The following is a 17,343-nucleotide window of genomic DNA, read 5'->3' as shown; positions in this document are numbered from 1 at the left end:
AACCCCGTTAAATTGACTTATACTAGTGAGTTAGGTAGGGAATATTTTTGATTGCATTTAAAGGGCTTTACCAAGTGCCTTTTTTTGCATTTTTCGTAAAGAGAAAAAGGGGTTGTGTAGGTTATATACCTATAAAAATCAGAATTTATCAACACGAAAACGTTTTCGGTTGCAGGGTGCATTTTTTTTCCTTAGCTAAAATCGTAATTTTAAATTTCAGAAAAAAGACACCCTATAAATCAATGTTTTATGAAAAAAGAATTACGCTTGAAAAAAGTATGGGCATGCTGTGTTATGCTCTTAATGACCAAGTTCCTTTTTGCGCAGCCGGGGGGGTATGCCTGGGATCGTTTTGGAATGGGTAATGTGGTGATGACCAATAATTCACCTGTGAATGGTATTGTGTCCAATACCACCCAAGCCACTAGTACCACCAATTATTATTTGGTTCAATGGGATAATTATGCCAATAAGTGGTCGAATACTTCAACCCCTTATAATCAGGTCTTTACCTTAACCTGGGGCGGTGGAAGTTTTAATGGGCCTAATGGTGCTTTTGCTACTGCACCAACCTCGGGCCGTCATTACACCTTGCAAATACGTGGACTTTCTTATTCTACACGTCAAGGAGTAATCATGGAGACCAACAATGCACCCCAGTCTTTTCACCCCACAGCTTCAACTGCAGTGAGTAATCCTGGCGTTGTTTGTTCGGGGACTGCAGTAACGATCAATGTTACCTTGGCGGGCGCAAAATCGCCACAGGAGCGCGTTTTTGTTCGCTACAGCAGTACTTCCAATTTTGCTACTTCCAAAGTCGTAGAAGCAACAGGAACAGGTTCGACATGGTCAACAGCTTCGGCTACTATTCCTGGGGCAGACAACACTTCGGGAACTATTTTTTATTATGCTTACACAACAACCGTTGCGGCAACCGATGCTTCCGATCACGACTTGATAACCCTACGATTGGGAAACAATGGGGGAAGTAATTACTCGTATTCTATCGCACCAACGCCAGGGTTTGTGAATTTACAATTCCCAGGTAGTGTAACCATTTGCCAAGGCAGTGATTTTAATGCATTTGGTCAAATTTTTGTTTCAGGACGCACTGAAGCTCCTGGAGCAGGTTCGGGAATTGTTGCCGAAGTTGGATACAGTTCAACCAATACCAATCCAAATACATGGACCAATTGGATTGCAGCTCCGTATTTTGGACAAGGAGGATTGGGGAATAATAACGACGAATACCGCGGTACTTTTGGAGCCGCTTTAGCACCCGGAACGTATTACTATGCTTTCCGTTACCAAATCAACGGTTGTACCTTCTTCTATGGTGGTTTTAATGCTGGCGGTGGTGGAACGTGGAACGGCACCAGTAACAATAGCGGTGTATTGACGATTACACCCAGTACAACGTATTATCAAGATGCCGATGGAGATGGTTTTGGAAATCCTTCAGTGGCACAAACCACATGTTCGGCTCCGGTTGGATTTGTAACCAACAATTCAGATTGTAATGACAACCAACTGCGTTATGCCGATGCGGATGGCGACGGATTTGGGTCGACAACCTTTGTGGCTTGTGGTGGTGTGTTGAATAACACCGATTGCAACGACAACCAACTGCGTTATGCCGATGTTGATGGGGATGGATTTGGTTCAACCACTTTGGTAGCTTGTGGTGGGGTAGTAAACAACACCGATTGCAACGACAACCAATTGCGTTATGCCGACAATGACGGCGACGGTTTTGGATCTACGACCTTTGTCGCTTGTGGTGGCGTGTTGAACAACACCGATTGTGATGATAACCAACTGCGTTATGCCGATGCTGATGGGGATGGATTTGGTTCAACCACTTTGGTTGCTTGTGGTGGGGTAGTAAATAACACCGATTGCAACGACAACCAATTGCGTTATGCCGATAACGATGGCGACGGTTTTGGATCGACAACCTTTGTCGCTTGTGGAGGCGTGTTGAACAACACCGATTGTGATGATAGCCAATTGCGTTATGCCGATACTGATGGCGATGGCTTTGGATCTGCGACCTTTGTCGCTTGTGGCGGTGTACTAAATAATACTGATTGTAACGACGCACTATTGACCTATGTAGATGCCGATGGCGATGGATTCGGTACGAGTACGCCCGCTCCTTGTGGCGCTACCAACACAACCGACTGTAATGATGCTAATCCAGCGGTATTTGTAAACGGTACATTCTATGTCGATGCGGATGGTGATGGCTTTGGTGCCTCCACCGCAGCACCTTCAACAGTTTGTGTGGCAAATGTGTCGATTGCACCCTCAGGTTTTTCTGTAAATAATGGCGATTGTAATGATGCTAATGCTTCCATCCGTCCAGGTGCGGTTGATGTATGTTACGATGGCATTGATAACGACTGTAATGGAAACATCGATAACCTTGGTTTGCCAGGAGGATGTACCCCTATTGTCAGTACCTTTCCAACGGCTACTTGTGGAACAACAGTTGCCTTTGGTGGAATTGTATATTCAAGTTTAGTGTCTGGAGCTCAAGGGTATCGTTACCGCGTTACTGAAGTAAATCCAGCGGATGATAGTGAAATTCCGGGTACACAAGTGACCGTAGATATGGTATTGCGTAATTTATATTTACACAATTTGTCCAATTATAAATACAATGCAAAATATAAAGTTGAAATCGCTGTGCGAATCAACAACGTTTGGCAGCCCAATTTCAGCGCTCCTTGTTTCTTGTTTACACCTGTGGCTGTGAGTACCATGTTGAGTTGTGGTACACAGATTACAGGCATTAATACCCAAGTTTTTAGTTCGCTCGTTCCGCGTAGTACAGGATACCGTTACCGCATTCAGCGTTTGGATAATGCGTTGCAACCGGTAGGTTTACCGCAAGAAATTACCTCGGGACTACGTAATTTTACATTTGCAGCGGTGACCGATTTCCGTTACGATGCCAATTACAATGTATCGTGTGCGGTTCGTAATACCGATGGAACTTTCTTACCGTATGGACCAAGCTGTACGATTCAAGCGCCGAAACATCCTACAACACAAATGCGCGGTACGCAGTGTAATGATTATGCTGTAGTGAGCTTCAGTGAGCGTTTGTTTGCCGATGCGGTTCAATCGGCGGCTCAATATCGCTTCCGTTTGTTTAATGAAGCACAAGAATACGATTTTGCGATCGATCGTCCTTTGAATAGTTTCCGTTTGAGTGACTTTATTGGATTGATTTCGGGGGAAAATTATTCAGTTCAAGTGGCGGTGCGTATGCCAAACCAATTGGATTTCGGCCCCTACAGTAAAACTTGTACGTTGACTGTGCCTTCTATAGCTCGTAGCCTTGAAGAAACTACCACTGCTACCCTAGGATTGGATGCGCAAGTATATCCAAACCCATTTGCAGAGCAGTTCTACTTCAAAGTAGCTACTTCTAGCCAAGCCTCGTTCACTATCCAAGTGTATGACATGATGGGACGTACGATCGAAACCCGTACGGTTAATGCCGATGCTATCGAAAGTACCGAAGTAGGAGCCAACTATCCTGCTGGGGTATACCAAGTGATTTTAACCCAAGGAGCCAACGTGAAAACCCTTCGTGTAGTGAAGCGTTAGTTCTTTATAGTTTTTATTTTAAAAAAGGGATCTGAAAAGGTCCCTTTTTTTTGTAGTAATTTGTTTAAAATCAGCAATTGTTGTGCCTTTTTGGAGTCGATTACACTTTCAAAGGGTTAATGATGGAAGATGTTATTTTTTGTAAGAAAATTATATGAAAAATTATTGAAAATTGTCCAAAAACTTTTGAAAGATTCTTATTTTTTTTGTGAAAAAAGTCCATAAACGGTATAAAATTATCGATTTTCTAACCCTAGTAGTGTTGTTGAACGATGAAATTGGTTATACGTCGATTTTGTTTGTAATGCCCAAAAATCCCCTTGTTGAAACCGAATTTTGAAGTAATTTTAACACCCCTAATTGAACTCATTTTCAAGGCGGTAACGGATGAATTTCACTCTAAAAAAAAGGAATCGAATAATGGAAAAATTTACTTCGAGTTTTAATCGTTTTTTCAACCAGTTTAAAGTTTTACATTGGTTTGCCTCATTTTTATTTTTGTTTGTTTTTAATGTTGAATCATTTGGACAAACAACAATATTAAATGAGACTTTCGGTGCAGGTACTGCGTTACCAACCGGTTGGACAAGTTCTAACACCACCAACGGATGGACTTTCTCTAGTGCTTCTGCCTCTACTGGATATGCTGGTGCCAGCGGTACAGGAAATATTGTGTTTAATAGTACTGGAACTAATGGAGCAACGCATACTTTAACTTATGCGAATAACTTATCAACAGTAGGTCTCACAAATATCACAGTTTTGTGGGCAGGTAGAGGAACGGCTTCTTTTACCGGGGCAGTTCCATTTCAATGGAGTACAGACGGAACTACATGGAATAATGTTACTTATACTCAGGTTGCTTACAATGCAAGCTGGGCTTTAGTTAATGGTGGGACGAGAATTACATTGCCTTCAGGAGCTGCTGGTGTTACTAACCTTAGATTTCGTTGGACTGGAACAGCGTCCAACAATGGTAATTTTAGAATAGATGATTTTACTGTTCAAGGTACTTCAAATGCCATCACCTCTGCACAGTCAGGGGATTGGGCAGCGACTTCTACCTGGGTCGGTGGGGTTGTTCCAACGGCTACCGATAATGTGATCATTGCTGCGGGGCATACCGTTTCAACGGCTGCTTCCTTAACGCGCACGGGTTCGACCACAGTTAACGGGACGTTTCAGCTAAATAGCGGCGGTTTTGCCAGCGGTACTAACTTTACGTATGGTTCCTCAGGGGGATTAAACTTCAACAGTTCCGGTGCTTATGGAGTCGATGCCAGTCACGTGTATTGGCCTACCACCAGCGGTCCAGTTAACGTATCGGTATTGCAAGGGGGGTTAACCTTAAACGCAGGTGCCAACCGAACAGTAAGCGGTACATTTCAAACTGCTGCCGGAGTAACCTTTGGCTCGGCTACGCTAACTTTTAACGGCATTTGTCGTATCAATACAGGAGGCTTTTTTAACAATACACCTTCTTACGGTTCTACATCAACATTGATTTACAATACAGGTACAAGTTTTGGTCGGGGTAATGAATGGACCACAGCTACCTCGGGTGCGGGATATCCTGCCAACGTACAAATAAGTAACCCAGGAACGGTTACTACCGTAAATATGGGTTCTAATTTTGCCCAATGTTCGGGTACACTAACCATAGATGCTAGTACCATCATGAATACGCCATCAGGTGGATTAATCGTGTTGGGTAATGTCGTTAATAACGGAACAATAAGTTTGGGAGGCGATGTCACTACGCCTGGAAACTGGACGTTAGGTGCCTCAGCCACGCAAACCAATAACAATAGAGCTGTATTTTTTAATGGTGCCACGGGAACACAAACAATTGCACGTACAGGGGGAGGAAATGTGTTTTTTGATTATTTAATCATCAACAAAGCGGCTGGAAGTGTACAATTAAGTGCCTCACCGGCTACCAGCATTACCATCAATACTACGGCAGGAGAAGTGTTGCAATTACTTAATGCAGGTGCTTTTGATTTGAACGGACAATCATTAACTCTTAACAATACCAACGGAAATATTTTGGTCAATGCTGCTGGACGTTCAATAACCTCGACGTTGACAGGAGCTGTAATTAATATTACTGGAAATAAGTTTGTCACAGGGGCTGGAACTCTAAATTTAGGGTCCAATATCACGATGATTCTTACTTCGGGAATGGATTTCGGTCCTTCGCGAACCACCTTAAATGGAACGTTACAAATCAACGGTGGTGGTTTTGTGAGTACCAATGCTCCGATTTATTCCAGTGTTTCTACATTGGTATACAACGGCGTAACTTCTTATGGGGTGAACAGCGAATGGACGGGTAATGCCGCCACGGCAGGGGTAGGTACGCCTCAGAATGTAACTTTGACCAACAGTTCGGTCAATATGCCTGCAAGTAGTGCCCGAGCCTTAGCTGGAAATTTATCCATAAGTTCAGGAAGTATATTAAATCTTGGAACTTCACCAGGTGGGGATTTAAATATTGGAGGAAACTTTACCAACAATGGAACCTTTAATGCCAATACACGTTTGGTTGTTTTCAATGGAACTGTAGCGCAAACCCTTACAGGAGCAACGACTTTTGATTTATTACGTTTAAATAACAGTGCGGGCTTGACTTTGAATAATGCGATTGTAGTGATTACCAATTTAGATCTTACTGCAGGTCGTATTACGTTGGGAAGCAATAATCTCTCGTTGGGAAGTACAGCTTCTATTTCAAATGCTTCTGCAACCAATTATGTGGTTACCAATGGTACAGGACGTTTGGTTAAAGCAGCAGTTGGGAATACCGCTTTTACTTTTCCTATTGGTTTGAATGCTACTAATTATACTCCTGTAGCAGTAACCAATACCGTAGGAACTTCCGATTTGTCGGTAAATGTAGGAAGTACGATTACCAATGCGGTATTTGATGCCACACGAATTGTAAACCTTCAGTGGAGTATCAATTCATCAGCTGCAACCACGGCTACGGTTACCCCAACATGGGTAGCTGCCAATCAAGCCGCTTCCTTTACCAATACGGGCATTGGAGAACTCGGGATATTTACAACGGCTTACACTACGAGTCCAGTTACATTAAATACCAACACCACTACTGCCGCCGGCTTGGCTTTTCAGAATGGTTCAAATTTAATTGTAGTTGGAAATAGTAACGCTATTGTGTGTTCTACCTTTATTGCCCCTACAATAACTGGTCAACCCGTTAATACGACATTAATTGCTGCAACAACCAATAATACAGCTTCGTTCTCTACATCAGCTACGGGTGCTTCTGCTTTTCAATGGCAATATTCGACAACCCCAGGCGGTACGTACACGAATGTAGCCAATAATACTCCAAACGGATTATCCTACACAGGAAATACCACGGCAACGTTGAATATTACCTCAAACTCTAATACTGCGGGAGGGGTATATTACTATCGTTGTGTTGTAACGGGAACCTGTGGAGCAACATCAACTACCAATGTTGGCGCTTTGACTGTCTATTGTGGTTCAAGATCTGTTGATTCCACATTTGAGCACATTTCTAATGTTACCGTTGCTGGTGGTATCAATCAATCTTCAGGTGCTTCCAATTACACGAGTTATTTTGCCACCCAAACAGCAACGGTCTCACAAGGTCAATTATTGACTGTAACGGTCACCGGTGGAGGAACCATTGTTGCCGATGATGCTGCCTATGTATTAGCAGACTGGAATCAAGATGGTGACTTTTCGGACTCTGGTGAAACCTCTTCACCTGTGACGGGATTGGGACCTGTATATAACGTAACCATCACGGTACCTGCGACCGCAACACTTGGAAAAACAAGAATGCGCATCAAGTATGGAGATACAGTTAGTGGTACTACAGCGATGAATGCTACACCATGTCAAGTATTTACCTATGGTGAAGTAGAAGACTATGGTTTATTGGTTACCGTGGCTTCATCTCCTACAATTACAAGTTTGAGTGCTACTTCTGGATGCGTCGGTGGTTCAATTACAATTAATGGTACCGATTTAAATGGTGTTGTTGCCAGTAATGTAACCATTGGCGGGACACCTGTAGCTTCGATTACGAGTAATTCAGCTACCCAAATCGTGGCCGTTATCGGTTCAGGTACCACAGGTGTGGTTCAAGTGACTACAGCTGGAGGAACGGCTACGAGTTTAGATACATTTACCGTAAATCCTGTCGCTTCGGCTACATGGTCGGGTACAGCCACCGCTGTATGTGCCTCTGGAGCTGCGCAAACCACTACATTGGCTTATTCGGCCACTTCGGGTGCAGCTTCTACATATTCTATCACATGGAATGCTACACCGACCAATTCTTTTGCTCCTGTAACAAATGAGCCTAATACGTTTAACACCGGTGCAGGAACAATTACGATTCAAATTCCAGCGGGAACTGCTGCGGGGACTTATACGGGAACAATTACCGTTTCTAATGCTTTTGGTTGCCCTAGCGCGAGCACCGTATTTACTTTGACTGTTAATCCGACACCTACAGCAACGGCTTCCAATGGAGGTCCCTACTGTGAGGGTGGGACTATTGCTTTGACAGCAGGTCCATCGGGTATGAGTTCGTATGCTTGGACAGGTCCGAATGGATTTAGTTCCAATTCTACACAGCAAACCGTAACGCAAAATTTCAACGGTTTAGGTACTGGAACAACTTGGACCGACAACGTGACTTTACCCGGTTGGTATTTGTTGCAAGGTCAAGGTACAGGTACAACATCCTCACCCGCTACCCCTGTTACAACATTAGTTGCGGGAACAGGATCGGGAACTGCTGTTGGTGTGTATAATTTAAGCAATGGAGTAACTACAACCGACCGCGCCTTAGGTTCATTGGCGGGGAATTCGATAGCATCAGCTGGATCAACCGCCTACTATTATGGTGTTCGCGTCACCAATACTACGGGATTCCCTGTGAGCAATGTTACCATCAGTTATACGGGAGAACAATACCGCGATACGAATACTGTTCCACAAACTTTAACGGTTGATTATTCAACCAATGCTACTGCTTTAACGACGGCCTCTGGAACATGGACATCGATTCCAGCCTTGACGTATACCTCAACGACAAATGCTAATTCACTGCAAATAGATGGTAATGCGGCTGCAAATCGAAATGCTAACTTGACGACCACACTGACAGGTTTATCCATTCCTAATGGGGAGAGTATTTGGATACGTTGGGCCGATTTGAATGATTCAGGAAATGATCATCTTTTGGCAATTGATGATGTAACAGTTGTGTTGACGGCCAATGCTAACCCAATGATTGCCAATGCAACCCCAGCAATGTCAGGAGTGTATACCTTAACGGTTACCAATGCATTTGGTTGTACCTCGACCGCAACCACTACGGTAACGGTTGATGCTGCGCCTGTTGCCGGAACCGTTTCATCCGATCAAACGATTTGTAGTGGAGATGTACCTACCGACTTAACTTTATCTGGTTTTAGTGGTACTATCCAAAAATGGCAACGTGCCGATGATTTGGCTTTCACAACCAATGTAACCGATATTACAAATACTACAGCAACTTTATCGCTCGGGGCTTTAACGGCTACGGGTTATTATCGTGCGGTTGTAAGTAATGGAAGTTGCGTAGCTGTAAACTCTAATGTTGTTACGATTACCGTTAGTCCTACTACCGTTGCTGGAACTTTAAGTAGTAATCAAACGGTCTGTACGGGTACGGGAGCTACGCTTACGTTGAATGGTCAAACAGGAAGTGTAGTGAAATGGCAACGTGCCGATGATTTGGCCTTTACCGTGAATGTGACAGATATCAGTAATACAACAGCTACTTTAAATACAGGATCACTTTCGCAAATCTCATACTATCGTGCTGTTGTGAAAAGTGGCGCTTGTTTGGAGGTTACGACCAATGTTGTGACGATCACAGTTACCCCAAATACTACTATTACCGCGCAACCTCAGTCGCAAACGGTATGTCAAGGAGGTTCTGTCACGTTTAGTGTTACAGCGGCGAATTCACCTTCAGGATATTTATATCAATGGTATAAAAATGGTGTTTCAATTTCTGGAGAAACCAATGCAACGCTTACGATTGCTGCAGTCGCTTTGACCGATGCTGCAACCTATACTGTTGAGGTTTTGGGGGAATGTGGACCAGTATTGACCTCTGACAATGCGGTTTTAACAGTAAATAGTCCCACAACACCAACGTTTAATGCTGTCAATCCTATTTGTATTGGCGATAGCTTATCGGCTTTACCAACGACTTCCAACAATGGTATCGTTGGGACGTGGACTCCTGCTTTAGATAATACGCAAACAACAACCTATACCTTTACACCCAATGCGGGTCAATGTGCTACGACTGCAAGTTTGACGATTACTGTGAATAGTTTGGTAACGCCTACATTTAGTCCCGTTGCGCCGATTTGTCAAGGAGCGCCGTTGGCAGCTTTACCAACTACTTCAACCAATGGTATCACGGGTGCATGGTCACCTGCTTTAGACAATACACAAACGACTACGTATACCTTTACACCTGATGCGGGTCAGTGTGCCTCAACCACCACGTTGACCATTACCGTAGGGGGAACCACCACTTGGAATGGCACCGCATGGAGCAATGGTGTGCCAGATGCGTTGACTACGGCAGTTATTGCAGGTAATTATACCGCTACAGCCAATTTGGACGCTTGTTCTTTAGTCGTAAACAACAATGCGGTAGTAGTTATTCCTGCTGGATTTAACGTTCATTTGAGTGGTGCGTTAACAGTAGCTTCGGGATCGACGTTTACGTTAAATAGTAATGCCAATTTATTACAAGATGATGCTAGCGCTGTCAATAGTGGAAACATCATTGTTCGTCGTACAACCAATCCGTTAATTCGTTTGGATTATGTGATGTGGTCGTCACCTGTGGCTGCACAAAACTTACAAGCCTTTTCGCCACTCACTTCAGTGAGTCCAACGATACGTTTTTACACGTACAACACGACGACGAATTTATTTGCCAATGTAGCCGATTTTGCTACGCATCCGATGGTCTTGGGTCGTGGGTATTTGATTCGTTTACCGTTTAATCACCCCACAGCACCCGCTACATGGACAGGAATATTCACTGGAGTTCCCAACAATGGGACACAAAATATCACTATGGCAAATGTAGCGCCTGGGCAACGGTATAATTTGGTGGGTAATCCCTATCCTTCTACATTGAGTATGACGGATTTCTATAACGACAATAGCAATGCGATTGAACCTACGGTGTATTTCTGGCGTAAAACCAATGGTACACAAAACCCAACGTATTGTACGTATAATTTATCTACAGATACGTATACCGACAATGGCCAACCGTTTACCGAAGATCCCAACGGAGTGATTCAAGTAGGGCAAGGCTTTATTGTAGAAGCGAAAGATGCTGCGACGACGTTGACATTCAATAACGGACAACGTGTGGCCAATAATGCCAACCAAACCTTCCGTACTGCTGCTTCGACCCAGTCGATTGAGCGTCACCGTGTATGGTTGAACCTTACCGGAACTGCAGGCGAATTTAGTCAGATGATGGTAGGATATTTTACCGATGGAACGCTTGGGTTGGACGGTACAGATTCGAAATATTTCAACGATGGAACAACCGAATTAACGAGTCCTGTGAATGGCGTAGCTTGTGTCATGAATGGACGTCCCGTTCCTTTTGATGCTGCCGATGTGGTACCGTTAACGTACAAAGTGGCTACGGCGGGAACCTTTAGTGTTGCGATTGATCGTAAAGATGGATTATTTGCTTCGACCACACAACCGATTTATGTTCATGATTTGACAACAGGAACGTACCACAATTTGAACGACGGTCCGTATACGTTTACGACTGCGGTGGGAACTTTCGCTAACCGTTTGGAATTGGTATATCAAAATGCTTTGTCTACAGAGAATCCAACATTGAATGCGAATACCTTCACGGTAGTGAAAAATCCAACACAAGTTCAGGTAACTGCTACAGAATCAATTGACACGGTGCGTGTATATGATTTACGCGGACGATTGATCGTACAACAATCGAAGGTTAACGCTACGCAAGTAAGTTTACCTGTTGTTGGGAATCAAGTTTACTTAGTTCAGGTAACGACGACTTCAGGCTTAACGGGCGTGAAGAAAGTTTTATAAACATTCTGCACTACTTCTTACAAAAAGCTGTCCGAGAGGGCAGCTTTTTTTGTGTCTTGTAAAATGGTCTTTTGTGATTTATACTGATTTCCATAGGTGCAATGGGTGCGTGAGGGGTGGTAGTGGAAATCCCGGGCCGAAGGAACGAGCGCCCGGATTGAAGCGAACGACCCGACCCCGACGAAGGATTTGATTGAATTGGAGGATGAATTCGGGGGCACGCCCAAAGAAGGAAACCATAAATAATGTTTTACCGTAAATAGACCTGATGAAAGGTTAAGCAAATAAAATAGTGGTATTCTCCAATATTCTTTTTCTCTTACAGCGACAGATTTTTGTGTAAGATTTTACATAAAAAACGCACTAATATTAAAAAAATGTTAGCAGAAAGTAAATTTAATTAAAATATTGAAAATCAACATATTGAAATTCTATTCATCGGATTTTTATGTATTTTCATCGAAAACAAAAAATCGATAAAGTGTATAAAAAAGCCGATGAAATACAAAATATTTTTCAAATTTGTCCATTGAACGAGTTTTTTAATCGTTGAACGCATGAATAGTGTCGACGAAAAAACGGGAGTTACCTTTGCAAAAAAAGCGCTAGATCTAATAATTAAAAAACAACATGAAAAAACAGTACACGCTCACTTGGATTCGATTTGTCTTACTTTCCTTATTTACAGGCTTTGGATTTACAGCATTTGCTCAAACCCAAACGATTACCACTACGGGAACCTTCCAAACTCCTGACGGGATTACCTCACTTCGCGTAGAATGTTGGGGCGGTGGTGGCCGTGGAGGGACAACCGTATCAAGCGGGAATGAAACCGGTGGCGGCGGGGGAGGTGCTTATGCTCGTCGTAATGCGCTGACCGTTACTCCTCGCACAAATTATAATGTGCAAGTGGGCACGGGAAGTACGAATGCCTCTCCTGGTGGTGATACCTTTTTCAATAATGCCACCACGGTGATGGCTAAAGGAGGTAATTCGGTAGCTAACAATAATACCAATGGTGCAACAGGTGGTACTGCAGCAGCTTCGGTGGGTGATGTTACACGCAACGGCGGGGCAGGGGCTAATGGTTCAAATGGTAATAATGGTGGTGGGGGAGGTTCTTCTGCCGGTCCAGACAATGCGGGTGTAACGGCTACAAATCAAAATGGAGCAACGGCTCCCACAGGTGGTGGCAATGGAGGGAATGGAAGTACCAATAACGGTACGGCTGGAACTGCTGGGTCAATACCTGGAGGCGGCGGTGGTGGCGTTCGCTCAGGAAATAACGGAAATGTTACCGGTGGCGCAGGAGCTCGTGGGCAAATTATTGTCACGTGGACATGTTCTAATGTGCTGACTTCAGCTGCGGGAACAGACAACCAAAACGTATGTCTTGGATCTCCAATTACCAATATCACTTATACATGCTCGGGCGCTTATGGTGCTACTTTTGCAGGATTACCTGCGGGTGTGACAGGAACCTATACCGATGGGGCCATTGTCATTTCAGGAACACCTACGGCCACAGGAACCTTTACTTACACCGTTACTCCTACGGGAAGTTGTACCTCAAGCGTGGTTACCGGTCGAATTGTCGTGAATCCTATTCCAACTGCCGTTAGTGCAGTAGCAAGTTCTTCTAGTGTATGTTTAGGAACGGCAGTTAATTTGATTGCTTCGGCTACATCAAACTCCAGTACAGCAGTTACGTTATTAAGTCAGAATTTCAATGGGGCGACCAACAACTGGACGACCATCAATAATAGTACAGGAGGTACGCCAGCGAATGCCGCTTGGACATTACGTCCCGATGGTTATGACAATACCAATGATGTGTTTGATAGCAATGATAATACGCAATTCTATCTTTCTGATAGTGATGCGCAAGGTAGCGGAAGTACCACGGCGACTATTTTACGATCGCCTTCATTCAGTACCGTTGGATTATCAGCCGCTACTTTAACTTTTTTCCACTACAATCGTCATTTTACAGGGCAGGTAGCCGTAGTGGAAGCGTCTACTGATGGCTCTAACTGGGCTACATTGGCAGGCCCCTACACTTCAACGCAAGGTGCCGCAAACAATTTTACTCAGGTAACAGCCAATATGAGTGCGTATTTGAATCAGCCCACTGTGTTTATCCGTTTTAAGTTTGATTCCCCTTGGGGTTGGTATTGGGCCGTAGATAATGTAACCGTTGCGGGGACATTGGCAACTGTACCTGATGCTACCTATGCTTGGACATCAAATCCTCCTGGGTTTACCTCCAATTTAAAAAATCCAACGAATGTTACCCCTGCGGTTACAACAACGTATACGGTAACAGCAACCAATAATTTTGGATGTTCCGCTACGGCTTCAACCACAGTTGTAGTAAATAATCCCGTACCCGTTTCAGTAAGTATTGCGGCTTCGGCCACAACGATTTGTGCGGGTACTTCAGTAACCTTTACCGCTACGCCTACCAACGGAGGTACGACACCTGCTTACCAATGGCGTGTGAATGGAAACCCTGTAGGAACGAATAGTGCAACGTTTACAACGACAACATTGGCCAACAACGATGTGGTATCGGTAGTGTTAACGTCTTCGTTGACTTGTGTTACAGGAAATCCAGCGACTTCGAATAGTATCACGATGACTGTGAATCCGATATTGAATGCATCGGTAAGTATTGCGGCTTCGGCTACGACGATTTGTGCAGGAACTTCAGTAACGTTTACCGCTACGCCTACAAACGGAGGAACAACACCGGCCTACCAATGGCGCGTGAACGGAAACCCTGTAGGAACCAATAGTGCAACGTTTACTTCATCTTCGTTGACCAATAACGATGTGGTTACCGTGGTAATGACTTCGAATGCAGCACCCTGTTTAGCAGGTTCGCCAGCGACTTCAAATAGTATCACGATGACTGTGAATCCGATTTTGAATGCATCGGTAAGCATTGCGGCTTCGGCTACGACGATTTGTGCAGGAACTTCAGTAACGTTTACCGCAACGCCTACCAACGGCGGAACGACACCTGCTTACCAATGGCGTGTGAACGGAAACCCTGTAGGAACCAATAGTGCAACGTTTACTTCGTCTTCGTTGACCAATAACGATGTGGTTACCGTGGTAATGACTTCGAATGCAGCACCCTGTTTAGCAGGTTCGCCAGCGACTTCAAATAGTATCACGATGTCTGTGAATCCGATTTTGAATGCATCGGTAAGCATTGCGGCTTCGGCTACGACGATTTGTGCAGGAACTTCAGTAACGTTTACCGCTACGCCTACCAACGGCGGAACGTCACCGGCCTACCAATGGCGTGTGAACGGAAACCCTGTAGGAACGAATAGTGCAACGTTTACTTCGTCTTCATTGACCAATAACGATGTGGTTACGGTGGTGATGACTTCGAATGCTACCCCTTGTTTGACAGGGTCACCAGCGACTTCGAATAGTATTTCAATGACAGTAACTCCCCAACCTACGGCTACTATTGCCCCTGTATCCTCAGTGTGTTATGGATACGATGCTAGTTTTGTGATTAATGGAACAGCTGGAGCTACTGTTGCTTATACCCTCAATGGTGGCGCGACACAAACGGGCGTGTTAACAGGAGGCACCCTAACCGTTTCGGTGAGTGGAGCTCAAGCTAGTCAAACGTTGGTTTTACAAACGATTACCCTAGGGGGCTGTGTTGATATACCGCTTTCAGAAAGCGCAACAATTACTGTGGCAACGACCACATGGAATGGTACTGCTTGGAGTAATGGAGCTCCCAATGCTACGACAGCGGCCTTTGTCACTGGGAATTTAACCGTAGCTGCTAACTTACAAGCTTGTCGCATGTTTGTCAGCAATAATGCGGTGGTTACCGTGAATTCTGGATTCAATGTATCTTTGTTTGGTGCTCTCGAAGTAGCAACAGGTTCGACCTTCACCTTAAACAGCAATGCCAATTTATTGCAAGAAGATCCTGCTGCGGTGAACGTAGGGAATATTGTGGTACGTCGTACGACTAACCCGTTGATTCGTTTGGATTATATCTTGTGGGGATCCCCTGTTGCGTCACAGAACTTATTTGCCTTTTCACCATTGACTTCAGTTAACCCTACGATTCGCTTCTACGGGTATAATACGACAACCAACTTATACAACAATGTTTCCGATTATGCTACACATATCATGCAAACCGGACGTGGGTATTTGATTCGTTTGCCATTCAATCATCCTACAGCGCCAGCCACTTGGACTGGAGTGTTTACAGGAGTGCCTAATAACGGAACGAAAACCGTTACTCTAAATAATGTTGGTCCAGGACAGCGTTTTAATTTGGTGAGTAATCCTTATCCGTCAACGTTAGATATCAATACTTTCTTTGCGGAGAACAGCAGTGCTTTAGAATCAACGCTCTATTTCTGGCGTAAAACGAACAATGCCAACAGTCCTACGTATTGTACTTGGAACATGGCTACAGAAACCTACGTTGACAATGGGGAAGCCTTTACTGAAAATCCCAATGGCGTTATTCAAGTGGGGCAAGGATTCTTTGTTGAAGCCAAAGGAAATGCAACTTCGATGGCATTCAACAATACGCAACGCGTAGCCAACAATGCCAATCAAATGTTCCGTTCGACATCAATTGAGAAAAACCGTATTTGGTTGAACATTACTCGTGGTGTTGATTTTGCCCAAACGGTTGTCGGATATTTTACCGATGGCTCATTGGACTTGGATGCCACCGATAGTAAGTATTTTAACGATGGAAACTTAGGTTTGATGACACAAATCAACGGCACTAATTATATTGTAAACGGTCGTCCCGTTCCTTTTGATGCAGCCGATGTAGTGCCACTTACTTACAAAGCGACAACCGCAGGACAGCACACCATTGCGATCGATCGCGTAGATGGTTTGTTTACAGGAGGAACGCAACCTATTTATATTCGGGATTTGAGTGACGGTACTTACCACGACTTAAATCAGGGACCGTTTACCTTCAATACCCAACCGGGTACGTTCTCTAATCGTTTGGAATTGGTGTATCAAAATGCATTATCTAACGAGAATCCTACCTTGGAGGCTACCGGTTTCGAGGTGGTCAGAAACAATACATCGATTACTGTACAAGCAAGTCAGACGCTTCAAAAAGTAACAGTATTTGATTTACGCGGTCGCATAGTTATGACCATGGATGCTGTAAATGCTACCACGGTAACACTACCTGTCAATCAGCCCGATCAAGTGTTTATTGTTCAGGTAACCACTACCGATGGAAAAGTAGGCGCAAAGAAAACCTTGTAATACTTTTGTAAATGATATAACAAACCACCTCCACGAGGTGGTTTTTTATGGTGATTAGTGTTGAAATACGAATCCAAAATTGATAGTTAATTTTATTTTGGTTGCTTCTTGGCGTTTTTTGAGGTAAACACTCGTATTGAATAGTTTGATTTTACTCTTTTATCTGAAAAATGATACCGTTTATCGGAAGCGTGTTATCGATGAAAAAACAGAAAAAACCTACAAAAAGCATTCAATTTGTAAAAAAGTAAA

3 protein-coding genes are annotated in these 17,343 nt (G+C 43.9%); all 3 read left to right on the top strand.

What is annotated here, in order from left to right; all coding sequences use genetic code 11:
* Nucleotides 1–249 precede the first annotated feature (249 nt).
* The 3 genes from BUC17_RS02350 to BUC17_RS02340 all read left to right on the top strand — a co-directional run bounded on the left by BUC17_RS02350 (nt 250) and on the right by BUC17_RS02340 (nt 17,091).
* Complete coding sequence (locus BUC17_RS02350) at nt 250–3,621, top strand: T9SS type A sorting domain-containing protein (protein ID WP_073361227.1); 3,372 nt, start codon at nt 250–252, stop codon at nt 3,619–3,621.
* 420 nt (nt 3,622–4,041) lie between these two features.
* Nucleotides 4,042–11,796, top strand: a complete 7,755-nt coding sequence (locus tag BUC17_RS02345; protein WP_073361225.1) for a GEVED domain-containing protein — start codon at nt 4,042–4,044, stop codon at nt 11,794–11,796.
* A gap of 630 nt (nt 11,797–12,426) precedes the next feature.
* Nucleotides 12,427–17,091, top strand: coding sequence for a glycine-rich domain-containing protein (locus tag BUC17_RS02340; protein ID WP_073361223.1), 4,665 nt, complete (start codon nt 12,427–12,429; stop codon nt 17,089–17,091).
* Nucleotides 17,092–17,343: the final 252 nt, after the last annotated feature.

Origin of the sequence: Flavobacterium fontis (assembly GCF_900129405.1) — a bacterium.
In the GTDB taxonomy this organism is placed as follows: Bacteria; Bacteroidota; Bacteroidia; order Flavobacteriales; family Flavobacteriaceae; genus Flavobacterium; species Flavobacterium fontis.
This window is presented reverse-complemented; position numbering and strand designations above follow the sequence as displayed.

What these genes read in the sequence shown, in the direction of transcription:
- BUC17_RS02350 (WP_073361227.1), top strand. Translation starts at nt 250, where the DNA reads ATGAAAAAAGAATTACGCTTGAAAAAAGTATGGGCATGCTGTGTTATG.
- BUC17_RS02345 (WP_073361225.1), top strand. Translation starts at nt 4,042, where the DNA reads ATGGAAAAATTTACTTCGAGTTTTAATCGTTTTTTCAACCAGTTTAAA.
- BUC17_RS02340 (WP_073361223.1), top strand. Translation starts at nt 12,427, where the DNA reads ATGAAAAAACAGTACACGCTCACTTGGATTCGATTTGTCTTACTTTCC.